The organism is Leptospira langatensis (assembly GCF_004770615.1).
Lineage (GTDB): Bacteria > Spirochaetota > Leptospiria > Leptospirales > Leptospiraceae > Leptospira_B > Leptospira_B langatensis.
In genome coordinates, this window is the sequence record NZ_RQER01000004.1 from 161,408 (window position 1) to 185,767 (window position 24,360).

At 45.1% G+C, this 24,360-nt stretch carries 20 protein-coding genes and 2 tRNA genes; 7 read left to right on the top strand and 15 right to left on the bottom strand.

The genetic code is table 11. The features are described from left to right. Window positions 1–9: 9 nt before the first annotated feature. Window positions 10–780: a ribonuclease H-like domain-containing protein gene (locus EHO57_RS04930; RefSeq protein ID WP_135646235.1), complete on the top strand. Its 771-nt coding sequence runs from the start codon at window positions 10–12 to the stop codon at window positions 778–780. A 310-nt stretch (window positions 781–1,090) separates the two neighbouring features. Here EHO57_RS04930 and EHO57_RS04935 read toward each other — a convergent pair whose 3' ends face one another. Beyond that, window positions 1,091–2,116 (bottom strand): MBL fold metallo-hydrolase, encoded by a 1,026-nt coding sequence (locus EHO57_RS04935; RefSeq protein WP_135646234.1) that lies wholly within the window; start codon window positions 2,114–2,116, stop codon window positions 1,091–1,093. Between the two features lie 351 nt (window positions 2,117–2,467). On the opposite strand from EHO57_RS04935, the gene EHO57_RS04940 reads away from it, so the two are divergent. Beyond that, a complete protein-coding gene (locus EHO57_RS04940) occupies window positions 2,468–3,217 on the top strand; it encodes an LIC10920 family plasminogen-binding lipoprotein (protein WP_135646233.1) in 750 nt (249 codons plus the stop codon). A 50-nt stretch (window positions 3,218–3,267) separates the two neighbouring features. On the opposite strand, the gene EHO57_RS04945 is transcribed toward EHO57_RS04940, so the two are convergent. The 4 genes from EHO57_RS04945 to EHO57_RS04960 form a co-directional block, all read right to left on the bottom strand. Then, entirely contained in the window at window positions 3,268–4,227 is a 960-nt protein-coding gene (locus EHO57_RS04945) for a polyprenyl synthetase family protein (protein WP_135646232.1), read from the bottom strand. 90 nt (window positions 4,228–4,317) lie between these two features. Next, window positions 4,318–5,217 (bottom strand): transglutaminase-like domain-containing protein, encoded by a 900-nt coding sequence (locus EHO57_RS04950; protein ID WP_135646231.1) that lies wholly within the window; start codon window positions 5,215–5,217, stop codon window positions 4,318–4,320. A 206-nt stretch (window positions 5,218–5,423) separates the two neighbouring features. Then, complete coding sequence (locus tag EHO57_RS04955; RefSeq protein WP_135646230.1) at window positions 5,424–6,248, bottom strand: transketolase; 825 nt, start codon at window positions 6,246–6,248, stop codon at window positions 5,424–5,426. 20 nt (window positions 6,249–6,268) lie between these two features. After that, on the bottom strand, window positions 6,269–6,655 hold the full coding sequence (locus tag EHO57_RS04960; RefSeq protein WP_135646229.1) for a hypothetical protein: 387 nt from the start codon (window positions 6,653–6,655) through the stop codon (window positions 6,269–6,271). A gap of 87 nt (window positions 6,656–6,742) precedes the next feature. On the opposite strand from EHO57_RS04960, the gene EHO57_RS04965 reads away from it, so the two are divergent. From EHO57_RS04965 to EHO57_RS04975, 3 genes are all read left to right on the top strand, one after another. Beyond that, window positions 6,743–6,815: transfer RNA gene (locus EHO57_RS04965), tRNA-Thr, on the top strand. Between the two features lie 63 nt (window positions 6,816–6,878). Further along, a tRNA-Tyr gene (locus tag EHO57_RS04970) sits at window positions 6,879–6,960 on the top strand. A 514-nt stretch (window positions 6,961–7,474) separates the two neighbouring features. After that, window positions 7,475–8,797 (top strand): amidohydrolase family protein, encoded by a 1,323-nt coding sequence (locus tag EHO57_RS04975; RefSeq protein WP_246050528.1) that lies wholly within the window; start codon window positions 7,475–7,477, stop codon window positions 8,795–8,797. Window positions 8,798–8,813: 16 nt separating this feature from the next. Here the strand turns inward: EHO57_RS04975 and EHO57_RS04980 are convergent, their stop codons facing one another. Genes EHO57_RS04980 through EHO57_RS04990 form a run of 3 tightly spaced genes read right to left on the bottom strand, consistent with a single transcriptional unit; the run spans window position 8,814 to window position 13,997 of the window. Further along, complete coding sequence (locus EHO57_RS04980; protein WP_246050529.1) at window positions 8,814–10,409, bottom strand: hypothetical protein; 1,596 nt, start codon at window positions 10,407–10,409, stop codon at window positions 8,814–8,816. Continuing rightward, a complete protein-coding gene (locus tag EHO57_RS04985) occupies window positions 10,399–13,095 on the bottom strand; it encodes a transglycosylase domain-containing protein (RefSeq protein ID WP_135646228.1) in 2,697 nt (898 codons plus the stop codon). The genes EHO57_RS04980 and EHO57_RS04985 overlap by 11 nt, the downstream gene beginning before the upstream one ends. Window positions 13,096–13,142: 47 nt before the next feature. After that, the gene (locus tag EHO57_RS04990) at window positions 13,143–13,997 is read right to left on the bottom strand and encodes a ChaN family lipoprotein (protein WP_135646227.1); all 855 of its coding nucleotides are present in this window, start codon (window positions 13,995–13,997) and stop codon (window positions 13,143–13,145) included. 119 nt (window positions 13,998–14,116) lie between these two features. Between EHO57_RS04990 and EHO57_RS04995 the strand changes: the two genes are divergently transcribed. Continuing rightward, window positions 14,117–14,833 (top strand): dienelactone hydrolase family protein, encoded by a 717-nt coding sequence (locus EHO57_RS04995; protein ID WP_135646226.1) that lies wholly within the window; start codon window positions 14,117–14,119, stop codon window positions 14,831–14,833. A 65-nt stretch (window positions 14,834–14,898) separates the two neighbouring features. Here the strand turns inward: EHO57_RS04995 and EHO57_RS05000 are convergent, their stop codons facing one another. The 6 genes from EHO57_RS05000 to EHO57_RS05025 all read right to left on the bottom strand — a co-directional run bounded on the left by EHO57_RS05000 (window position 14,899) and on the right by EHO57_RS05025 (window position 22,680). Continuing rightward, complete coding sequence (locus tag EHO57_RS05000; protein WP_135646225.1) at window positions 14,899–15,447, bottom strand: glutathione peroxidase; 549 nt, start codon at window positions 15,445–15,447, stop codon at window positions 14,899–14,901. A 102-nt stretch (window positions 15,448–15,549) separates the two neighbouring features. Next, window positions 15,550–17,859, bottom strand: coding sequence for a neutral/alkaline non-lysosomal ceramidase N-terminal domain-containing protein (locus EHO57_RS05005; RefSeq protein WP_135646389.1), 2,310 nt, complete (start codon window positions 17,857–17,859; stop codon window positions 15,550–15,552). A 287-nt stretch (window positions 17,860–18,146) separates the two neighbouring features. Beyond that, window positions 18,147–18,578 (bottom strand): YiiD C-terminal domain-containing protein, encoded by a 432-nt coding sequence (locus EHO57_RS05010; RefSeq protein WP_135646224.1) that lies wholly within the window; start codon window positions 18,576–18,578, stop codon window positions 18,147–18,149. Between the two features lie 228 nt (window positions 18,579–18,806). Continuing rightward, on the bottom strand, window positions 18,807–20,132 hold the full coding sequence (locus EHO57_RS05015; protein WP_135646223.1) for a thiolase family protein: 1,326 nt from the start codon (window positions 20,130–20,132) through the stop codon (window positions 18,807–18,809). A 303-nt stretch (window positions 20,133–20,435) separates the two neighbouring features. Continuing rightward, window positions 20,436–21,761 carry a thiolase family protein gene (locus EHO57_RS05020; RefSeq protein ID WP_135646222.1) on the bottom strand — a complete coding sequence of 442 codons (1,326 nt, stop codon included), beginning with the start codon at window positions 21,759–21,761 and terminating at the stop codon, window positions 20,436–20,438. Window positions 21,762–21,813: 52 nt separating this feature from the next. Then, complete coding sequence (locus EHO57_RS05025) at window positions 21,814–22,680, bottom strand: thioesterase family protein (protein ID WP_135646221.1); 867 nt, start codon at window positions 22,678–22,680, stop codon at window positions 21,814–21,816. Between the two features lie 154 nt (window positions 22,681–22,834). Between EHO57_RS05025 and EHO57_RS05030 the strand changes: the two genes are divergently transcribed. Next, the gene (locus EHO57_RS05030) at window positions 22,835–23,446 is read left to right on the top strand and encodes a TetR/AcrR family transcriptional regulator (protein WP_135583796.1); all 612 of its coding nucleotides are present in this window, start codon (window positions 22,835–22,837) and stop codon (window positions 23,444–23,446) included. Window positions 23,447–23,449: 3 nt separating this feature from the next. Here EHO57_RS05030 and EHO57_RS05035 read toward each other — a convergent pair whose 3' ends face one another. Then, window positions 23,450–24,355 (bottom strand): hypothetical protein, encoded by a 906-nt coding sequence (locus EHO57_RS05035; protein ID WP_135646220.1) that lies wholly within the window; start codon window positions 24,353–24,355, stop codon window positions 23,450–23,452. Window positions 24,356–24,360 lie beyond the last annotated feature (5 nt).

Here is a 24,360-nt window from a genome sequence, read left to right on the forward strand (position 1 = left end):
GAGAGGAACATGTTAGAACATACCTTCTGCCATCTCCCTGGGATAGATGTAATCGAAGAAGCAAAACTCTGGGAAAGAGGGATTTTGCATTGGAGCGAATTCAGGGAAGAGCTGAAAGAAAAAGTAAAATCTCCGGAGGATATGTATTCCAGATTGCTTTTGGATTCCTTGGATTTTTCTCGCAAGGAGATCGACAGAAAGAACTGGGACTATTTTTTCTTCGCACTCCCCAACCAGCAAAAATGGAGACTCTTCCCGTATATTAGAGAAAGCTTATTGTACCTCGACATTGAGACTTCCGGTTTAGGAGATGGGGATTTCGTGACTGTGGTTGGGACCTACGACGGAAAGGATTTCCAAAGCTTTCTTCGAGGTCGGAACATGGACGATTTCCCGGAAAGCGTTTCCAGCTCCAATGTATTCGTAACATACAACGGGGCTGCCTTCGATGTTCCGTTTTTGGAGAGAGAGTTCGGACGCAAATTCAAGAACAGACATTTGGATCTAATGTACATTCTACGAAGCTTAGGCTTCAAAGGAGGATTGAAAGGCTGCGAAAAAGCTCTCGGGATCAAACGGGATCTTCCTTATGAGATCAATGGAGCGGAAGCTGTCCGCCTTTGGTGGCAATATGTGCAGTACGACGATCAAGACGCCCTGGATCTGTTATTGAAATACAACAAGGAAGATGTGATCAATCTGGAGCTCTTATTTATCAAAGCCTATAATCTGAAGATCAAGGCGACCCGCTTTTTTGGAGAGGTCATTCCGGAAGGATGAACTTGGCCCCCACCCAATTTCGCGACCCGTAGGGAGCGAGATTCCCACAGGGTTGCCGAGCGAAGCGAAGCAAAATTTAAGTCGCGTAGATTTTGCTTGGCCCCCACCCTCATCGGGTGGTGGAGGTAATCGTGTTGATTTGAGCTGAGTCTGTCCGATTAGATTTAACTTCGCTTTGCTCAGTTACCTTTCAGGAATCTCCTTCCCTATGGGTCAGGAGATTGGCCCTCAGTGGGAGAAGCTCGCCTCCCCTATATCAGAAAACCCTTCTTTCTGCAAATCGAAAATTTACTCGAAAATCCTGTGGGAACTATTCCTTAGCCCCAATCCACCGGTATGTCTCATATGGTGGCTCCGTTTCCAAAATCTCCACCCAGCCCTTATCAATGAATTTTCTCACCATGGAATGAAGAATAGCCATTGCAGTATTATAATATCCTGAATTAGCAACCTTTTCCCCCATCGCTTCTAGAGTGAGCGCAGAAAGATCGTATTCTTTTTCCTTCAATCTTCGAATGATCCCTCTTTCCAAGATCTGCAGTGTTTTATGAAGAAGTTTGATCGCCTTCTGAGGAGATTCCGGTTCCGGCCCGTGAGCGGGTAATAGCCTACGAATGCTCATCTTCGCGATCCTTTCCAGAGAACGATAATAATCCTCAAGATTGCCGTCTACTTCCGCATAGATAGAAGAGATGTTTTGCAGCACCAGATCACCGGTGAAGAATATATTCTCTTCTAAGATGTAAGGCGTTAAGTGCCATAGGTTATGGCCAGGAGTATGCAGGAATCCGATATCCCTTCCCCCGGCATGGATCACATCGCCCTCGACCAATTCTATGTCGAAGCGAAGTTCAGGTTGGATGCGAGAACCTCTACTTAATGTATTCTTTAAGTTTAGATTCCCTTCTTCTATCCTTATTAATTCCTTTTTTCTATCTTCCGGATTTCTATGTCCTTTGTAGACCAAACGACGAGACGCGCGGTTGAACATTTCAATATGCTCTAGATAATTACCGATCCCGGAAGCCATTCCCTTCATCGCATATAGTTTTGCATCCGTATAATAGCGAATCGTAAGAACAGCACTCAAATGATCCAAATGATTGTGAGTATAAAAGATATGCTTGATCTTGCCTAGGCTTAGATCGATCTTACGAAGCGCTCTTTGGAGCATTCCTAAATTCGCAAGGTAGCCCGAATCGATCAGAGCGGGCTCGCCTTGGGGAAGTATATATATATTATTAGGAGCATAAAACGGCTGAGGGATTTCCGTCTTAAAGATCCCATCCCCTATTTCGACTACGTCGGGAATAGAATCATAATGGTGAATTTTCAAGATAGGCCTCGCTCGTGAAATTCTAGGGTTCGTCCCTGGGACGCCTTCTCCTCTAGGAAAACAAGCCTGTCCTTTCCAGGCAAGCTTCTAAATTCACATCAACGATTTGGGATACGAAGTAGTCCATCGACATAATCCGGAAATGCGAATCGTGTTAGGTTCCCGAAATCCAAAAAGGATCAGAAGAAATGGCAGATCTTTTCCTCTCCTAAAATGGAGATTCTTCGGTTTCACTCTTCTTCAATGGGAACCTTTTAGAGGGAATCCGGTTCTTATCCTTAATGCCTGTGAGTTTTGTCTCTGGGCGATTTCATTCTTGACCCTGACTTTCCGAAGATAGATAGTAGAATTATGGCATCTAAGAAGATGGTTTTTTCCAAATTATTACCGGTAACGGCTGCGGTTCTGATCGCTGCTTCTTTCCTGATTTCCTGCAATAATAATAATATCAACAAAGTAGACCTGACTGCTACCGGAGCGGACGGGAGCCAGTTCGAGATCACCGGCGATATAGATAAGACGAACACGTCCAACTGCGGAACTGCGAGCCCTTATTCTGCATCTTCTACCACCACGACGACTACTACGACCACTACTGGTGGGTCCAGCACCAACCTGTTCACTATCAACTCCAGGCTTTATTTCACCACTGGAGCGTTTATAACTCTGAAATTCTTATACGATTCCACCCAAAACCAAGGCTCTGTGGATTCCCAACAAGGATTCTCTTATTCTGGACTTCCCCTTTTGAACCAATCCCCGGTAGTTGCAAACTTCGGAAAGATCTTCTGGGGAGGAAGCGGGGTCCCGGTCGATACGGGAACTTCCAGCACTCAGGCACTCTCTTATCTCACAGTAACGTTAAACCTAGTAGGAAATAAGGTAACCAGCGGTTCTGCCGGTCTTGCTTTGACTCAGTGTTACACGACTGACTTCATTCATTGTACATCAGCGACTTCTTCCAGTATGTGTTATACGCAAGACGGGGTGAACTGTTATAATACAAATACTGCGACTGGGCCTTCCGTTACGATCAAAGGCGATATCAATTGCACAAGTAACTCTATCCCTGCAGGGTCTTCTACTACTACTTCTCAATAAGATCCTCTAAGATCTGGAGAAGAAAAAGCCGCAAGGACTCTTGCGGCTTTTTAAACTTCCGTAAGCTTTCTGAATTGTTCCTGAACCAATTTGCCTTCGTTCGATTCCGGATAGGATTTCAAGAATCCAAGAAGTTCTTCCACATCCGCAACGAACTCTTCGTTTAAGCTCTTACGAATATTATAACGATTTAATAAGGAAAGAATAACCAAATCGTCCTGCGAATTCCTTTCGTCTTTTGCAAAAAGCGAATGGGCCAGTTTCTTATCGTTCTTGTCCGCAACTGCGAGAAGTCTTAGAACCGGATATGTATAAAGCCCGTTCCTGAAATCCTTGAGTGGGATCTTTCCTGTCTGGTCTCCTGCTTGGAAGTAATCGATTGCATCGTCCTGCTTCTGGAATAAGAACCCGAGACGGATCCCAAACTCATGCAGTTTTTTGCGGGTCTTCTTTGGCATTTCGGCAAGGATGCCGGCCCCTTCCGAAACGGCACCGAACAAAGAGGCAGTCTTCCCATAGACGACTTTATTATAGATATCTAAAGTAATTTTCGGGTTCTTCTCCCATTCCATCTGAATGAGCTCACTCACCGAAAGATCCTTGATCACCGTGGTAAAAAGATCCATTAGATCCGGAGATCCGAGTCCGTTCAGATGATCGATCCCGCAGGCGAGTAGATAGTCCCCTGCCAGAATAGAGGTCTTATTCCCGAACTGAGAAGGAACGCTAGGCATTCCTCTTCTGGTCTGAGCCTCGTCCACCACGTCGTCGTGCAAAAGGCTCGCGGAATGAATTAACTCCGCAATGGCTCCCACATCCGCATATTTTTCCCCAGTATAGCCCAAGATCCTGCACAAACAATAATGCAGGATCGGACGGATCCTTTTGCCTCCGGACCGGATCGTATATTCTTTGATCTCGGTCAGGATCTTTAGATCTTCGTCTATGATCTCTTTTAATTTCTTATCGAACTTACGGACTAAGAGATCCTTCAATCCTTTCGTTTTCACTCGGTTTTCCTGTTTCGACAGTATTTAGAAAGGAATTTCGGACTCAAGCAGGAAAGAGAAGAAGAAGCACCCTTTCGAAGGTGTAAAATCTCAAGGTTTCCACTTATTGTCCAAGGCGAGAAGGTGGCGAGAAAGGACCTTCTCCATATCCCGATCTTCCTTTTTGCGATAGATATGGATCAGATTTCGGAACATTCTCTTTAGGATGGTAAGACTGCTTGCGTGGGTAAAATATCTTTCGTGGGCTTGAAATCCGTTGGCCTTTAAAAAGCGAATGCAAGTGGACCTGTCCAACATAACCCCACCGTGATAGGAATCTATATAGGTTTGGAACTCGGAAGATTCAAAATGCAATAGAAAGTGAAGAGGCATATTGACCCCATAGAGAGGAAGCTGGAGTCTATGAGCCACTAAAAGATATATTACGGAAAGAGAGATCGGGATCCCCTTCTTGCTTACAAAGACTTTATGCAAATAAGAATTGTTCGGGTCCTCATACTGATCGTGATTCCCACCGAACCCTTCTTCCTGAGAAAGAACTCTAGTAAGAAAATGCACTTTGACTTCGTCAGAAGCGAGGTCTTCGTTCAGATCCACCAGTTCTTCCACGCGAAGAGCGACCCGATCTAAGTACGTCCTGAACTCAAGATACGAAAGATCCGGATCTATCACAGAAGAAAGAAGGAATACTCCCTCTTCTAGATCGTCGTAATGATTCGGGTGTCCCTTTTCCGCTAGTAATGAATAACGATAGCTGATCCTTTCAGAATGAACAGCGGGACTTACGGAACGAGCAAAGACCCTAAGAGTAGGATCTTTTAACTCATCTGCAACTTCCTGAATACGAAGTTGCCAAGGTATCATTCCTGCGATCTCTTTGATGATACGAGACTTTTCCTCTAAAGAGGAAAACTCGAGTTGGTAGAATTTATCCTCTATCTTATCCGGAGGGAAGGGAACAGTACCGAAAGAAGAATCCGAGGATTGCATAACAATAAAATCGGCTCAACGAAAGTGAAAGTCAATTCGGATCTGTTTGTTACTACAAAAAAAGGATGTGCGTAATAAACTTACTATGTCTTACTTTTTTTCGAACAATCTTGTTCGAGTGAAGAACAAAACTTTTTGTTAAGATCTCATCGAAAGAGTAAGATCAGTTAGAGACAAAAATAATTTATGACTCTAACCGAAAAGTGTTATAGAACGAGCTGCTCCAACTCTTCGAGAGCTTTCTTTTCTTGCTCGGCATTCGGAGGAGTTCCATGCCATCCAGGATTATTCTCCATGAAAGAGACGCCTTTTCCAAGAACAGTTTCAAAAAGAATAATGGTTGGAGAACCTTTGTGCGATTTTGCCTTCTCAAAAGCTGTAAGGATCGCATCCACATCATGACCGTTCGCTTCGATCACATTCCAACCGAATGCTGCGAACTTTTTGTTCAAAGGTTCCAGATTCATTACATCTTTAGTGAATCCGTCGATCTGGATTCCGTTCTTATCCATAAATGCGACTAAATTATCCGTCTTGTAGTGAGCCGCGGATTGAGCGGCTTCCCAGGTCATCCCTTCTCCGCATTCTCCGTCTGAAATACAAGCGTAGACCTTATAATTCTTCTTGGATAGTCTCGCTCCTAAAGCGATGCCCACTGCAACGGAAAGTCCTTGGCCCAAAGAGCCGGAAGAACTTTCGATCCCTTTCAAATATCGAGTAGAAGGGTGACCTTGGAGCTTAGAGTTGATATTCCTAAAAGTCAAAAGCTCGGACTCTGGAAAGAAACCCGCTTGTGCCATGGCCGCATAACGTACTGCGCATACGTGTCCGTTGGAGAGAATGAGTCTGTCCCTATCTTCCCAATCCGGATCGGAAGGCTTGTGATTTAGGACCTTTTTATAGAGAACGGCATAAATATCCGCAAGACCGAGAGGACCACCCGGGTGCCCGGATTTGGCTGCAGTGACCATTTTGATCACATTCTTACGAATATTATTGGCGAATACTTTTATGTCCTTAATGTCTTCCATGAGTGCAGAGGCCCCGAATCCTAATTGCTCGAACGGAACAGAAAGAGTCCCGAGATATAAACGAGAGTGTATAATGGTAGAAAAATAAAGTGAAGCTTCCTATGGAACCTTTTTTTTCCCGTGTAGCCAGACCAACCCATGAGAAGCATTAAAATTAAAGTAAGAGCAGCGATCGCTCTATGTATATCGATGTATAGCCTTTCCACATTCGGGATCACGCCAGCCTGTTCTATTCCGCCGCCTAAATATTTCAGCGCGAGAAGATAAACCGCCGTTGCCAAATTAAAAAGAATGCCTGTCGAATTGAAGAGCCTATGCAGACGATTGTTGCGGAACCGAAACCAGTAACCTGCATAGAAAAGAAGAATGGAGATCGTCATTCCGGAGTTGATCAGAAAAAGAGGCATCTGTCCAATTAGCACGAAGAGCCAACACGAGAAAATCCTTTTTAATCGATTGACCCAGCAAAATAGAATCTAAAACTGTCTCTGAACGCTGCCTTAGCTCAATTGGTAGAGCAGCTGATTTGTAATCAGCCGGTTGTGGGTTCGATTCCTATAGGCAGCTCGTTCCTCTTTTCCGAATAAGATTGACCGACCACCCTAAGCAAAAATAATGGCTTTGAACAACGGGTAGGTACTCAAGCGGTCAACGAGGGCAGACTGTAAATCTGCTGGCCAAGCCTTCGAAGGTTCGAATCCTTCCCTGCCCAGTAAGTTCTCCTTACCTAAAACAAAATCCTAATATACTGAAGAATCCGGAAGGGTTCGAAGCTTTCGAGCGAGAGCATTCGTAGCGATCCATAGAGAGCGCAAACGAATGCGACTCGAGCCATGGATGGCGAAAAGCGTGAGAAAGACGCCTCGGAGCCCAGTTGAGCAGGATGTGAAACTGCGTAGAGGCGAATCCTTCCCTGCCCAGTAAGTTCTTCCCTTCTTTATAAAGAAATCATATATAACGAAAATTTACAAAAGTGCGGCCCCCGCCCATCTCGGGATTGGGGGGAGTGGCTCGTGGGTTTGCGAGATTTTCCCTATCATAAAAATTGCGAACTCGCAAGCGAAATCTGCGCATGTGGGAACTCTTTTCTTCCTCACTTTGTAGTGGACTTTGTCCAAAGACGAAATCGCAAATCCATTCTTTTCCATTAACCTTCCGATACCCGCTTGATCTTTTGGGAACCTTCTCCCCAAGTATGGTCTCATTCAGGCAAGAGCAGTCTATCTATGAAAATCAAAAAAGAACTCGTTATGCCTTATCTAGCATTCATTTTTCTGAAAACGATCGTTGCTGCCGCGATAGTATCAGGCTTCTTCTTAATTGAATGTAAAAGATCTACAGCATCGGAAGATCAGACGATCGCGATCACGAATGCGAATATCTTTGATGGAGAAGAGCTGATCCAAGCTCGGACAGTAGTTATCAAAGGGAATCAGGTCCAGTCTATCGGTGGAAATATTCCGGAAGGCGCCAAGATCTTAGATGCAAAAGGCGGAATGTTGCTGCCTGGTCTAATAGACTCCCATGTTCATACGGATATTGACGGTTTACGTGATGCGCTCTTATTCGGAGTAACGACGGAACTGGAAATGACAGGCCAATGGATGTTTTGGGAACGTTGGCAAATTGCAAATCGGAATGATATTGCGGATATGCGTTCTGCGGGAATGGGGATCACTCCTCCCGGTGGACATCCTACTCAGTACATACAACTGAGCAGCAACTGGTTCTTAAAATTATTCTATCGTTATCCGTTCGTTTCCACTCCGGAAGAAGCGATCCAATTTGTAGACAAACAAGTAAAAGAAGGTTCCGACTTCATTAAGATCATTATAGAAGATGGTAATACAGTCGGCACTCCTGGACTTCCCGTACTTGATGATGCGACTTTAGTGGCATCTGTGAATGAGGCACATCATCTTGGCAAGATGGCGATCGCTCATGTTACCTCTGTTCAAGGTGGACGAAGAGCGATCTCCGCAGGAGTAGATGGGTTGGCCCACTTGTTCTTTGATGAAAAACCGGACAAAGAACTGATCTCTTCCATTCGAGTTTCCGGCGCATTCGTTGTGCCTACACTGACTACTCTCTCCACCGCTTTCGGCAATAGTCCCCTCACATTAGTCGCAGATAAACGAGTTAGTTCTAAGTTGAGTAAAGAATGGTTAGAAGCTCTTTCAAAGAATATGAACGTCTATCCGAAAGGAAAACTAGAAGATTCTTTCGAAAGTGTAATGGCTCTGCATAAGGCAGGTGTGGATATACTCGCCGGCAGCGACGTCTCCGAACCGATCGCAGATCTTGGAGGACTTGCTCATGGTGCTAGTCTTCATCATGAATTGCAGTTATTGGTTGCCGCCGGATTCAAACCTATCGAAGCATTACGCGCTGCTACTTCCGTTCCAGCAAGAAGGTTTAGCCTAAATGATCGCGGCAGGATCTTTCCGGGAGCTCGAGCTGATTTGCTGTTGGTGGATGGAGATCCGCTTCGGAATATTTCGGATACTTTATCTATTCGCGCAGTCTGGCGCGCTGGTGTTCAGCAGTAAATTAGAAGATCGCTTCCTAATGCTTGCTCCAGATCACATACGAAGGTTTCACCGATACAACATAATACTGATCTTTACCAAGCCGGATCTCCGCATAGGCGCGGTTCAATACTTTGCGATAAACGATATATTCTAAGCTCCATGGCCCGGCTTCTGCATAAGGTCCCTTGGTTGGCTTGGCAGGAATTCCCTCAGGATTAGCATCTCCGTTTGAGATGTCCTTCCATAACCATTTTACGGAAAGAGGAAGATAAGCGGGATCCGCAAAGGCAAAGCTTGTTTCTTCTTCCTCTTCTCCTACAATCGAGAGAAGTGTTTCCAAACTTCCCGGTGAGACTTCTTTGCAGAATTGGGGTTGGATAGAAGGAGTTCCGAAGAATGGCCTACGGATCACCTTGCATAAGTACTTGGCTCGGTCTGGCACGAGCAGATCCGCTTCCTTGTCTCTTGCATCCCAAAATGGGAATTTCAATCTACTATCCGGAGGGACTAATTTTGCAAGGATCTCTGTAGATTCGGAATCTTCTTCTCCATCGTCGTCCTTGTCGGAGGATTTCGATCCGACTTGTTTCAAAAAGAAATCCTGTGCTTCTCTTCCTCCACCTTCTAATGCATATACAAATACAGGATCCGGATTTTCTCTTAATAGAATCTTAATAGAGGGAACATATGCAGTAAGCCAATCTCCTGAGCCGGACTGGCAGATCTTCTTGAGCAAGATCTCTGACTCGTCACCGGAGTAGAAAGAGTCTCCTACATAAGTGCAGGCCTCCTTCTTTCTATCCATGAGAAGAAGGTTCTTTGCAGTTTCCCATCTTGCTCTCTTGGCAGATGAATAGTTCCCACTCATCAAAAAGTATCGCGTGCTAGATTCGAATCTTCCTTTGTGACGGAGAAATTTAGCATACAAGAATAATAGGTCCGCTTTGGAATCGTTACTCAGTTCTTTGAACCTTCCCGACAAAAAGATCCTACGATACGGTGTTCCCTTTCCGGATTGGATAGAAGAACCCACCCAAAGAGGAAGAGCGCTATCCCTAGTGATCAATTCCTTATCGAATAAATAAAAGAATATATGGTCCCAACCTTCATAGTCCCTGTATTTCATTTTCAAGGAATAACAGAATCGGACCAAAGGAAAGTTTTCCTTCTTGGACAGGATCCGATATGGTTCCGGGGGGATTGGCTGGATCAATTCTCCTGTATCTGGGTTCACTGTAGGCTCGGGAGGGATCCATGCAGAAGTTTCCTTGGAACAAGCATTCAAGATCCCTAATAAAGAAAACGCGCTTACTCCTAAACCCTCGGCCAGATTGCGGACCAAAGGAGACCATTCTCCTTTCTTATTCTTTAAAGTACCGGCCCTGATCTGGTATTGCAATGCGGGAACGTACTTATTGAATTTTTCGTACAAGAAATAAAGGCGAGAGGAAGCAGTCTTTCTTACGTCCGCTGTCGGAGCGGTTCGCACTACTTCTTCGTAAAGAGGAATAGCGAAGATAGGAGCTTCCTTCTCTAACTCGTAGGCTTCTTCGTAGGAAACTGCGTCGAGCTTTGAGAACCCGAATATAAACAGAAGAAGGCAAAGTCCTGCTTGCCCCTTAGAAAACATTCTTCAGAAGCTCCTGCTTTGCGTCCGATTTATGAGTGAGAGGGCAAACTTCCGTCGGCACATGAGAAGGATGGAATAGTTCATTTTCTTTCTTAGGACAATCCGGCCCTGGGAGTTTTCCAGATTCCGGACAGATAGCAAGAGTTACCGCTCTCTGGGAGAACTGATATCTTCTTTTCTCGTCCTTGTCTCCTGCTTCCGCAGAATCGAATAGTTTGGCGACGGTTCCCCAGAGAGGAGCTGCCACTGTTCCGCCTAACGCGGACGTTCCCATCCCGAAGCTGGGAGAATCGTAACCCAACCAAACCGCCATGGAGATACCTGGTCGAACTCCTACGAACCAAGCATCCCGATGATCGTTCGTGGTCCCAGTCTTTCCGGCCACTTCTCCCCTATATCCCGTATTACGGACCCCTGCATGATTCGCACTTCCATGCAAAAGATCCACCATAATCTCAGCGGTAGGAGGAGAGATTACCTTACGAGTCGCAGGCCATTTTAGATTGAATTCGTCCTGGTCCTTTCTTTGGAATACTACGTTACCCGCTCTATCAACTACTTTTTCAATAAGATGAGGACGAACCACATTTCCATCGTTTGCAAACGCAGAATAGGCTGAGGCCATTTCCAATGGAGAAAGTTCTAAGGAGCCCAATGCCAAAGAAAGATCCCTTCTGAATCTAGTCTTTAGAACCTTGTCTTCCGGAAAGAAGAATCTTTGGAACGCATCCGAGATCTCGCCTAACCCAAGTTTTTCGGCAATTTGGACTGCAGCAGTGTTCTTTGATTTAGCGAGTGCAACCCTCAGAGAAATGTCTCCGTCATACTGGTTTCCTATATTCTCAGGCATCCAATTCGAGACGGCATTTCTATAGATCAAAGGAGCGTCCAATATATGGGTCGCAGGAGTCGCGATCCCCGAATCGATCGCTTCCGAATATAAGATAGGCTTGATCGTAGAACCAGTTTGACGATACATCGCAGTTGCACGAGAAAACTGATTGTCTGCCTTGAACTCAGTTCCCCCATGAAGAAGAAGTATATCTCCGGACTGAGGATCTACTGCGACCACGGCCGCCTGCAAACCACTGTCTCCAGTCGTCGCAAATCGATCCGTATCTATGAATAATTCCAGGGCAGGAGAAAGATCCGCCATCAGATTCCGGAAAGGATTTACATCCGAGTTCTTTCCCGGATCCGTCAATCGATTTCGTCTAACTTGTCCGCTTCGAAGCAGATTCTCCACATGAGACTTGACCACTCTCTGCAACTCGGCCTGAACCGGCTGAGAGATGGTAGTATAAACGGAAAATCCACCGCTTTCATAGATATTCGAATCAGGGTATAAGGTCTGGAGGAACTTTCTTACATGCTCCGTAACGTAAGGAGAATCATCCTTTCGATTCCCATATACGGTCTCCCCCGGCGAACGAGTATTAAATGCCTGATAGATATCCATCATGGAAGGACGAAGATCTTCTTTCAAGGCCCCGTCATTTTCCAGTGATTTTAAAATAGCTTCTACCCTGCCAAGAGAAAGATCCGGATTCTTTAAAGGGGAATATCTGTTAGGTGCCGAGGCCAAAGACGCCAAAACGATCATCTCGGGAATATTCAGGTCCTTTGGCTTCTTTCCGAAATAGAACTCGGAGGCACTCGCGAATCCGAAAGCGCCATGGCCGAGATACACATTGTTCATATAATGAAGAAGTATCTTTTCCTTGTCCAAGGCGGATTCTAAGGCATAAGCCAGCTGAGCTTCCTTCCATTTTCTACCCAGGCTCTTTTCGCGATCATTCATCATGATCCGAGCCAACTGTTGCGTGATCGTGGAAGCTCCTTGCTTAAAACGGAAACTGATGATATTCACGAAGAAGGCTCTCAGCACGGAAGAATAATGGATCCCTCCGTGAGAAAAGAAGCTTCTGTCTTCTACAAGAAGGACCATCTTTTTCAGATTTTCGGGATAAGCGTCCCATTCCAGATTGCTCGTTTTCTTTCCGAAGATCTCTGAGACCTTCTTTCCGTCTCTGTCGTAAATGACTGTGGGCTGATGAATATAAAAAATACTTAATAAACCTTCGACCTCTCCTTCTTTTTGGATAACTCCCAACCAGAAAAAGATCAGAAAAACCAAGGCCAAAGGAAGAGGAAGGACCCAAAACCAAAAATTCATTTTGATCTTAGGGAACTTGAACTTTCTACTTCTATCTAATAATCTTTCCGCAAGGGTCTTGACCGGACGATGAAATGCAGTCGGCCCTTCGGTAGCAGTACGTATCTTTTGGAACCAAGGTCTCTCTTCTACAGAACCGTTGGCCCAGTCCTTTTTCCAATCCGTAAATTTAGTCTTAAGAGTATCTAAGATGCCGGGAGTCTGGATCTTCTTCTCTTCTTTTTTAGGGACCGAAAAAGAAGGAGAAGGAGAAGGTTGCTGAGGCGAAGTAAAGGAAACCGGCTGTTTGGGAGGAGTTAGGATCGGAAGTTCGGACTGTCGATTAGGCCGATCCGTTTCAGTTTCCTGAAAGGTGGATACATATTTAACTAAGGCCTTGTTCCCGCATCGATAACAAGTAAGCTTGAAGACTGTTCCTGTAGGAACTCCTTCCGGCAGCCTGGAAATCGTTCCACAAGAAAGGCATTCAAACTTGGTTTCAGTAAGAGTGCGGACCTTAGTCTCCAACATCCCTATTAATGTCGGAGGATTCGATTTCTCCTACAAGCACGAAAGTATCAAGGCACAGGTTTTCTTTCCGTAATCACAAGGAAATCGGCTAAACCCCAATCTGGATCGGAGATGGATTTACCCTCTTCCAAAGGAAAAATACTTAGAACCAAAACTTTCAGCCCCATTTGTCTAAGTCTATAGGTCAGACCGAGGCCCTTATCCGAATGAAACCTTCCATTCACCTGCACTACTTTTCGTTTTAACAAATAATGAGCTTCGACAATAGAGTCTGCCATGCTGGAATCCCAAACATGCTGAGCATCGATAAACTTTTGTTTGTCTTGATCCGTGCCATGCTCCCCTAGAACAGCGGCAACGGCTTCTTCGTATTCCTTTTGTCTATGCAAATTATATAAATATCTTGGAGGAAGATATGGAGAACGAATTCTATACAATGCTTCCAGCCCTTGGTTCGAAACTAGGTTTACATATTTCCTAGGAGCGTTAGCGGCGAGTACCGAGATCGACTTCTCCTTTGCATATACGACTAACGGATGATAATCGTTCTGGTAATTCGGCCAAAACTTTCCTGAATTCAAGAAGCCCTTCTCAGTGATCTCGCCTCTCATATACTCGTCTACGGATCTCTGTTGGTCCCTTTCTAGCATTTCCAAGGAAAGAGTTAATGCGAATTTGCGAGATAGATCCTTTAAGGCTTCCAGCTTCCAAGCATGGCCCAACTTATCGTTATGCTCTTCTCCAAAGATGATCACATCCGCATCTTTCGCTTTTTCTTCGATCATGGCCCAGGAAACCTTCTCTTTTGTCTTGGTGTCATAGATCTCCGGAGAAGCATTCGATTCCGCGAATAGGAACGTGGGAAGAAAGAGGATCACCCCTAGGTATTTATAAAAAGACATTTTTCCAATATAAGAAAAAAGAATAAAAAGAAAAGAATTTAATCGGATATAAAAATTCGAGGAAAGACTGGACAAAAGTCAATAAATTTCCATATTTCTAATTCACCGGTTAGAAATGTATGTCCCAAAATCATAATACAGCGAAGACAGAGACAATTCAGATCGACACGGCTCACGGAACCATGCAGGCCTTCGTTGCATATCCGGACTCTTCTCCTTCTCCTTGTATTTTAGTCCTACAAGAGGCCTTCGGGGTGAACGATCATATTAAGGATATTGCAATTCGCTTTTCCAAACAAGGCTATGTTGCGATCGCTCCCGAATTGTTCTATAGAACGGCTCCTCCCGGTTTCGTAGGATCCTATGACGACTTTCAATCCTTGCAGATCCATTTCGGCCAACTCACTCCGGAGAATCTAGGCTCAGATCTTAAATCAGTCTTCGAATGGATCCACTCCAATCCCAAGATAGAACCGGATCGGATCGCAAGCATAGGATATTGTTTGGGGGGAAGGGTTTCCTTTCTTGCAAACGCAATGTTCTCTCTCAAGGCGGCGATCTCTTATTACGGAACTCGGATCATTCAAAGCACGGATTATTCGGCCCTACAAAGAGCACCTTTGTTACTCGTCTGGGCAGGAAAGGATAAGGGAACAAAGCCGGATCAGATCCGAGCAGTTGCGGATTCTCTAAGAGCTGCGGACAAGAATTTTACGGAACTGGTCTTTTCGGAAGCGGAGCATGGTTTCTTTTGTGATGCGAGAGGAGCCTATCACAAATCATCCGCGGACCAAGCTTGGGCGATCACATTAGCATTTTTGAAAGAATATGTATAAAGGGGGAAGCCGCGGTCTTTCCATCAACACTCGCGGCTTCGCTATATTTAAAAAACGAAAAAGTATTACTTTAAGTTTTTCTCAATCTCTTCCATGACTTCTTTACTATCCGGTTCCGTTCCGGATCTGTAACGAGCAACGATCTTTCCTGCAGGAGAGATCAGGAACTTTTCGAAATTCCATTTGATATCTCCAGTTTCCGGAGCGCTGGCAGTCAGGTAGGTATAGATGGGAGCTTGGTCGTCCCCTTTTACGGAGATCTTAGACATCATATCGAAGGTCGCTCCCTTCTTCACTCTACAGAACTGTTCTATTTCTTCGTTAGAACCGGGCTCTTGGTACAGGAAATTATTCGCCGGGAAGCCTACGATCTGAAAGCCTTTATCCTTGTACTTGCGATATACTTTTTCCAAATTTTCATATTGGTAGGTATATCCGCATTTAGAAGCGACATTCACGATGAGAAGTGTCTTTCCCTTATATTTGGACATGGAGATATCCTTGCCCTTGATATCTTTCACAGTGAAATCATAGATCCCTTTCGGCTGGGAAAGCACCATAGAGAGAGGAAGCAATAAGAGAAGAAGAGAAACGGAAACAGATTTGAGAACCATAGAAGGAATCATACGCAAAACCCGGAAACAGGTCCACCTGTTTCCGGGAGAATTGCAATGAATGGGATCCGTTTTTTTCTTTGAACCGCGAACGTTTCGGTTTTATTGTAAAACGAATTCCTTCGATATTCCTGTGAACTTGGCATACGTCCAGAAGAAGACCCAGAATTGTTTCGCCAAACCGTTGTATACGACTCTATATGTCCCAGGTTGTTGGTTACGGATCAACCAAGTGATCGTAACTTCCGAAGTAGGAGACAGGTCTCCACCAGTCCTTACCCAATCATATGCAGTATAAGGATCGTTATCGGTAGCGACGGTAGTCCAAGAACTTCCATTCTTCTTTTGGATCTCGAGATAGGTATATGTATTCGGATCATAGTAAGAAGATAGGCTTCCGTCCAGTTTCTTGTCTTGGACTACTCTTGGATGAGAACCTTGGAATCTTACGGAAACGGTATCCTTAGCTTTGTTATAAGAAGCATTTGCATCCGTAAGAACTGTACCGAAATTCCCTCCGTCGTTCACGATCCCATTTTGAGAAAGCCAAGTCTGGATAAACTGTTGGCTGGAAAGATCGGGCGGAGTAGGTCCGGCATTCGTAGATCTACCTGCAACTAGATCGCCTGCTATCCGATCGAATTCTTGGATCAATGCCGCATTCGACCAAGGACCATAGGCCGTGAAACCACCTTCGAAGTTTTGCGCGGAATATTCCTCTCGAGTAGCTAAATACTGAGCATACGCATTTGCCATTCCCGCAATCACCATATTCGAATAACCACCATTAGCCAACGTAGTTCCGACTTTTGCTCTCAATCTTCTACTAGCCATGGTAGTCAACTCGAATGGGAAGGTTAAGATAGCAGTGTTCCCGATCGAAAGGATCTGCAAAGGAAGTACTACTGGAACGAAAGGAACCTGAGGGTTCGGGAACCAGAAGCTGTCCACTTCACCCACTGGAAGAAGAGTGAATTTTTCCTTATCGCAACCTTCATATTTGCTGGAATTCAATGCGATCTGAGCCAAAGGCCAGAGATAGCCCAGGATCTGCGCGGCACCGCTTGCATTGGTCAGACTATAATTTTGTTTTACCCAAACTCCGTTTTGGAGCACGAAATTGTTTCGGATATCTCCTTCTTTCGCGAAATCGACCGGAGCACCTTCTTCGTCTCCTGCAAGGAACCCACCACCGATCGTAGCGACACAGGTAGTGTTTCCGCTATTCGTATCCCAAGGCATGGAATATGTGCCGATATAGTTTTGGTCTACTGCGATCTTATTATTCCAAACCACATGAGAATGTCTGTAACCGATACTTCCCGTCAATACAGAAGAAGCAGAATCATAGATCTCTAATGCTTTTGCTCCTTGCTTGGTTCCGTGAACGATCGGATTCTCCAAAGGATCCAGGCTCGGATCTATATCATTCGGTCTCAAGAAAGCCTTAGTAATATCAGTAGGATTCGGTTGGTTCGGGCTCACATCTCCTACAGCAGTCTGCGGGAAGGCAGCAATAAATCCGTTCCCCTTGGTGGATTCCACTAAATAAGAAGCATAACCCTTATTGTCTCCGTGAGCGCGGCGGTTTGTGATCCCCAGAGAAGTTCCGTGGACCCCGAACCAGTTGATCAAACCGATAGGAGACCCGTCAGTTCCCTCGAATCGAAGAAGGCTTACGGTTTCATCCGTATTCTTGGCGAAATTATCCTTATCGATATTCCAGTTATACGCAGCGGAAGATCTGTTATTTGTAGCTCCCGACAGGGTGCCGGTGGCGAATTTGATCCGGGCTTGCTTTCTTGCATTATAAGCCGACTCGATGGCTGCCGCAGTTCCGTTGACCACGATATTATAGTGAACCTTATCGAAACCGATCACACCGTTGAATAAGTTGAACAAGGTATACCAGGAAATATTGGAAGGAGCGGAGTGGTCGTGAGTCGCAAAGATCACTACGTTATCGTTATTAAATGCAGAACCGTATCCGTCGGCTTGCAACTTCTTAACCACGCCGACCTTAACGCTTTGGTACATGTGAAGCATATCATTCGTCACGATAGCCACTCTGGAACCTCCAGGACGCTCCACTACAAAAGCTCGAGAGAAAAGCCTCATTGCCAATCCGGACATTTGGTCTCCCGGGCTATTATAACCCGTGCTGGATTGAACGAATGGACCGGTAATATCCGTCTTTGCGGCGCCTACTAAAAAGACATCCGACGGAGTAGAAGTCGGCAAAGCTGCCAGACTGTTCATAGAAGAACCTTGGCTGGAAGCCGAATTCGAGGACGAGTTTACAAGAGCGAGTAAGTTATCACTCTCCGATTTTTCCGAAGACTTGTCGGAACAACCTAAAATAACAAGGATCAAGGCAAAAGCATATGCGAGATTCCAGTTCAACTTTTTCATTTTCTCTCCACCACCTACTGGTTGTAGCACACTTGCTTATCCGAAATTCAAGGAAGGTCAAACAATTTTTGAAAAAGCCGACTGCAAGCGAAGTCGTTCGAAATAAACATTACAACTTTTGAATTTATTTCGAACGACGATGAAGAGAGAAAAGGAGAGTTTTATAATCGGAATATAAGTGGAAGATTACTTTATGTAAGTATTGTCGAACAGGCATCTACAAAAAGACCGCTTCATCTTATAAGATAGGCCTCACGGTCTTTTTGAGTAAGAGGATTGAATCGTTCTTATTTCTTAGCAATGAACCAATCGAAACTGAAGCTTGCTACGTTCGCATTTGTCTCGTCGAACAACTCGACTCCGACAGTAAGTCCGGCTCTTCCTTTCTTATCGAGTTGAGCGAGGAATGCGGACCATTCTTCGTCGTTAATGATCCCTTGGGAGATCACTCTTCCTTGTGCAGGCTTCTTATACTTCACTTCAGATTTGCGCACCACAGGGACGATCTCATACGGCAAAGAGGAAATACGTGAAAGAAGGAATTCCCCACCGCTTCCTTCAGCAAGAGCGAATAACGCAGCAGCATGTCCTGTCCCTACGTGATTCTTGTAAATGGGCTTGTCTTCCATCACAAGAAGAGCGTCTTCTCCTGTCTTGGGTCTGGAGAGTTGGATATGTACGTTGAAAGGAATGGATAGAACGTCGAATTTCTCTGTCATATCTCCAAGATGCAAATTCAATCCGTTTTATATCAAATGAAAAAGGGATCAGCGCATCGATTTATTCCTTGATTCGTTTGAAACTCGAACTTTCAGATATGGAAATTGCTAAATAAAGAAGTTCTTTTACTAATCCAACATTCCGTTTTTCTATTTGCGAAGGATCTATAAAAGAAAAAGCCTCGGAAGAGATCCTTCCGAGGCTGGTAAATAAGGTGCTATCAGTTACTAAGCCGTATATCTTTCGATCAACATGGAGCCTGCGATCCCTCCGTGAGCACATGCAGTAATTAGGATCTTATTCGCATTCGTATCTTCCTGCAGGTCCATGATCGCATTGTTCACCAAGCGAACTCCTGTGGCCCCAAAAGGATGTCCGATCGCAACGGATCCTCCGTTCGGATTGATCTTCTTCTCATCGAACATCTTCTCCCAATCCCAACCTGTATCCATTTTCAACTGTTCCATGGCGGCAACCGCAGTCGCTCCATAGGCCTCATGGATCTCCACATAGTCCATATCTTGGATCTTCAGATTTAGATCTTGTAGTAAGCCCTCTGTTGCGACCGCTTGTCCGATGCCCATTAGATTGGGATGCACTCCTTTCATCCTCCATCCGGAAAGGAGTCCTTCAATTTTCAGACCCAGAGCCTTGGCTTTTGCTACTGTGGTTACGATCACTCCCGCTGCCCCATCGGAACGAGGGCTTGCATTAAAAATAGAAACAGTAGGTCCGTGAGATCTAGTGATATACTTTCCATACTTCTTCAGGAAATCCTCGAATTTGCTTTGAGGATTATCGAATAGAAGCATGGCTCTACTCATTCGGCTTGGATTCTCAACGAGGCCCTTACGAAGGATTACCGCCTCGTCGATAGTCAAATCGTTACCTTCATCATCTTTCATCGGAATGATGAACGGTTCGTATCTACCTGCCATAGAAGCATCGTACGTTCGTTTAAAAGATTCGAAAGCGACCTTGTCAGTGATCTCTCTGGAAAGATTATAATTCTGGGCGAGTATTTCAGCGGTCACTTGCATTCCGTAAGAAGTCTCTCCGTCGTCCAACCCATCTTCTAAAGTGTCTCGGAGTTCCACTCCATCAGGAAGATTATCCGGAAGGAGTTTTTTCAGTTTCTCCAGAGAACCTGCCTTCTTATTCATGCGAGCATTCTTTACGATGAACGGCATATCTGTTTGGGACTCTTCTCCGATCACTAAGAATAGGTCCCCTTCTCCCAAAATGATGCGACGAGCTGCTTCCGAAACAGCCTCAAGACCGGAGACGCAGTTATTGGATAGTGTGATCGAAGGAACCTCGTCTCTTAAGCCGATCAGGTTTGCGATCACTCTTGCCGGATTAGGAGTGCTAGGAAATCCCTCCCCTACTACGATCCCATCTATATTCTCTTTCTTGATCCCACTATGGGAGATAATGTCTTCGGCTACGATCTGACCCAAATGATGAGCGGGATAAGCTCCCAAGCCTTTTGCAATTTGTGCGAATGGAGTTCTGCGAGGCGTGCATATCGCCAATTTTTGTTCGAGTTTCATTTTCTTACTCTCCCTCGGCCCCTTCCCCACTTACTTGAGTTCCAAGCCTTTGGGAGAAGTCGTCGAACCTACACCAAATAGTGCATATACACATATTAGACCCACCCGATACAGGAAGGAAAGAAATATTTTAGTTCGCATTTGGATTTTTAAAAAGAAAGAAAAAGAAGGTCAAACCCCGAGATCCGATCCTATAAGGACTTTTAGAAGTGAATGCCTTAAAGCCACTATTAAGATCTCAATAAAAAACCCCGGGAGTTTCCCCCCGAGGTTTGTCACAAAAGATAAAAGTTAAATCTTAGATTAACCTTCGAATCTTTCGATAAGCATAGCTCCTGCGATACCGCCGTGAGCACAAGCAGTGATCACAACTTTCTTCGCTTTAGGATCTTCGTGCAAGTCCATGATCGCGTTGTTCACGAGACGGATACCGGTTGCTCCGAATGGGTGTCCGATCGCGATAGATCCTCCGTTAGGATTGATCTTCTTCTCATCGAATTTTTGTTCCCATTTCCAGCCGGTATCTTTCTCGATCTGAACAAGAGCAGCCACTGCAGTCGCAGCAAATGCCTCGTGGATCTCAACATAGTCTACGTCCTCGATCTTCACTCCGGTGTCTTGGAGAAGAGATTCTGTAGCGTAAGCTTGTCCGATACCCATAAGGTTTGGATCCACTCCTTTCATTCTCCATCCGGAAAGAACTGCTTCGATTTTCAGACCGAGTTCTTTTGCTTTTTCTACGGTGGTAAGGATCACACCGGCAGCACCATCAGAACGAGGGCTCGCGTTGAAGATAGAAACGGTTGGTCCGTGAGTTTTTTCCAGGTACTTAGCGTACTTAGTTTTGAACTCATCGAATTTCATTTGAGGGTTGTCGAAAAGAAGCATCGCTCTTCCCATACGGCTTGGGTTTTCCACCAAACCTTCACGAAGTCCTACTGCCTCGTCGATGGTCAGTTCGGTTCCGTCCTCGTCTTTCATAGGAATGATGAATGGAGCGTATTTTCCAGCTTTAGAAGCTTCTAATGCTCTTTTGAAGGATTCGAATGCGAGTTTGTCAGTGATCTCACGGGAAAGCTCGTAGTTTTGAGCGAGGATTTCCGCAGTCACTTGCATTCCGTAAGAAGTCTCTCCGTCACCTAGTCCGTCCTCAAGAGTGTCTCTCAACTCGACTCCTTCAGGAAGATTGTCTGGAAGAAGTTTTTTGAGTTTGTCCAAGGATCCCGCTTTCTTGTTCAAGCGAGCGTTCTTAACTACGAAAGGCATAGAAGTCTGGGACTCCTCACCGATCACTAGGAACAATTCTCCTTCTCCTAAAACGATGCGACGAGCTGCTTCGGAAAGAGCTTCGATCCCGGATACACAGTTGTTGGAAACAGTGATCGAAGGAACTTCGTCTCTGAGGCCGATCAGATTGGCGATTACACGAGCCGAGTTAGGAGCGTTAGAGAAACCTTCTCCGACTACGATCCCGTCGATTTGTTCTTTTTTCACTCCGCTTTTTGCGAGAATATCTTCAGCAACTATACGACCTAGATGATGGCCGGGATAGGGTCCTAAAGCTTTCGCAATCTGAGCGAAGGGAGTTCTACGTGGCGTACATATTGCCAGTTTCTTTTCGAGTTTCATTGTCTTTCTCCAGACCTTTGTTTTGGTTCGTTTATCAAGGTAAGATAATACTTCATTTTTCACCTTCTCCTTCGGGGAACTCGGTGATCCTTGAGAAGATCTTTAACATATCTTCTCCCGCTTTTTTAGGACGAGACTTGGATACAGAAACAACCAAGAGATCGTCCAGGGACTCGGCGAGCACTTCTCCCGTTTCGAAATCGATGATCTCTTGGCGCATCCGGCTCCATATTTTTTCGAAGCTGCGGATCCAAGTCTTAACGGTCGCCTTCTTTCCTGCGACCAGAGGTTTATGATAACGTATCTTTCCACCCATATAGAATAAGGTTGTGTCCATTGCGACCAAATCGTCCAGACTCAACCCGCATTCGTCGGTAAAATTCCATCTTCCTTCTTCCAGGAGTCTCCAGTAATGAGATGGATTGTATTCCCCAAAGGGATTTCTCTCACAGAAGAATAGGTCACGGTCTACGCTCGCGCGTTCGCATCGTCCCGAAAATGGGGCCACGGACTCGAAGGAGGATACAAGCGCTTCTGCGCTTTCTTCTACAGGAAAGATCTGGAAGGGTTTTCCCTCTTTCTCCGTTCTAGCTAAAGTCCGGATCTCGGCAGCGACCTTCCCGCTCGGATCCACCACCTCTTGGATAAAGGAAAGAAAACCTTCGTCCCCCGAGCTAACGGATGTATTGACGGACAAATTCGTATTTTCCATTTGTTGGGCTAGAAAACGAATATCTGCTCCAATAGTTTGAAGGCGAACCGATTCCTCTATCATTCTTTTCCAGGAATAGCCGGCTGCTTCCAATATCTTATATCTCTCGCCTAGACAAGAGTCCTCATACGTCCTGCTCGTGGTATGTCTCTGCGTATCTAGATCCGAAAATCTGGTTCTTACATGCTGTTCTTCTGTAACCGACATTTTGAACCTTCCTGACACTAGCTTAGACACCAGGGAAATCGGAGCAATAAAAAAATACAGAACGTTCGTTCTGGTTTTTCTTAAGCTAAACCCAAATTCTATTGACGAAACGGTGTTTTAAGGCGCATACTGGAAAAATAACGTATTAATTCAAATGACTGCGCAGAGAAAAAAAAGAGATTCTGGGGCCAGCGTTCGGGAGAGAATCCTCGATACTGCCACCGAACTTTTCTACAAACAAGGCTTTTCCAATACCGGAATGAGACAAATTATCCAAGAATCCGGTTCGGTCGCAGCTAGCCTTTACGATCACTTCCCTTCTAAAAAAGAATTGGGCATCGCTTATCTTGCCCGACAAGAGGAGAAGACTCTCTCCGATCTAGGTTCCTTGATGGAAAGATATCCTGAGGTTCAGGAATTCTTGAGAGCCTGGGTCATCTTAAAGGAAAGACAGATCCGGCATTATGAATTCTTTGGAGATCCGTTTGCTGGTTTCGCGAATCAGGTCATGGACTCGGATCCGGAATATACCGAGTTCCTCAAGGGGATCGCGGAAAAATGGATGAAGATGATCCGTGACTATCTGAGTAGAGCGGTAGCTTCCGGGCAATTCACCCGCAATATGGATATCCAATACGTTTCCAGAAGAGTACTCATGGCCTATCACGGATCCATCACTCTTTGGAGAATGACCAAGGATCTGCGTTATATTAGAGAAATGGAAGATAGTCTCCGAGAGATATTCGAAGACTATACCGCCAGATAATCTTTATCTTCTCCTTCTGCTGCTACCGTACCTTGTTTTAGAAACGGTACGTCTCGATTTGGAAGAAATCTGGGATGGATCCTTGAATTCAGATTCTTCGGATCTATGAAAAGACCTTAACGGAGTCCGAACGGTCACCTTGCATTCTTGCGGATGTGTGATGGAATAATTCGTAACCGCAAGCATCATCTCTGTCCATGCGGTCATTGCGGCCCTATCCCTTTTATTTCCTTGCAAACCGCTCAAGATAGGAGTGCCTAATCTCTCCAATAGATTGCATGGAGGAAAATAAGTCTTCTCTGTACGCTTAACCAGTTTTGATATCGGAATAAAAAGAAAATTTCGGACATGGCTGGGCTTTCCTTTAGCGACTTCTGCAAATTTCAGATAGAGAGCCAGATTCTCGTTTGCGATGCTTTCTGCTTCCTGGATCGAAGCGGCATCCTTCCTTACGATCAGACCTGATCTATAAAACCCTCTTTCGATCTCATGACGGATATGCCTCGCACATAGATGCTGGATCATTTCCCAGCCTCCGATCACAACAGTCTTAGGCTTATAATAAGTAACTAGATCATCCGGATCCAAGAAGAAATGCCTTCCTTCTCTTGCGGCAAGGTCGTAATACAGGTCCCCGATAACAACGCTATTCGAGGCATGGTCTTCAGCAGAATGCTTTAGTTCATCTAAGGTATTATGATCTTTAAGTTGCACATAAGAATCTTCTCCCGCAAGGAAATTCAAACAACTAGGTATGAATTCGGAATGATCGTTATGCTCTTGGTAGGTGGAGAGCTGAGGAGAGCTACATCCGTACCATCCCAAAAGTAACAGGAAATAAATTGCACTTCTCTTAACAGATAAGAGAGATTTAGAAAAAAAGATATTATAGGCCGAGGATGCTTCCATAAAGA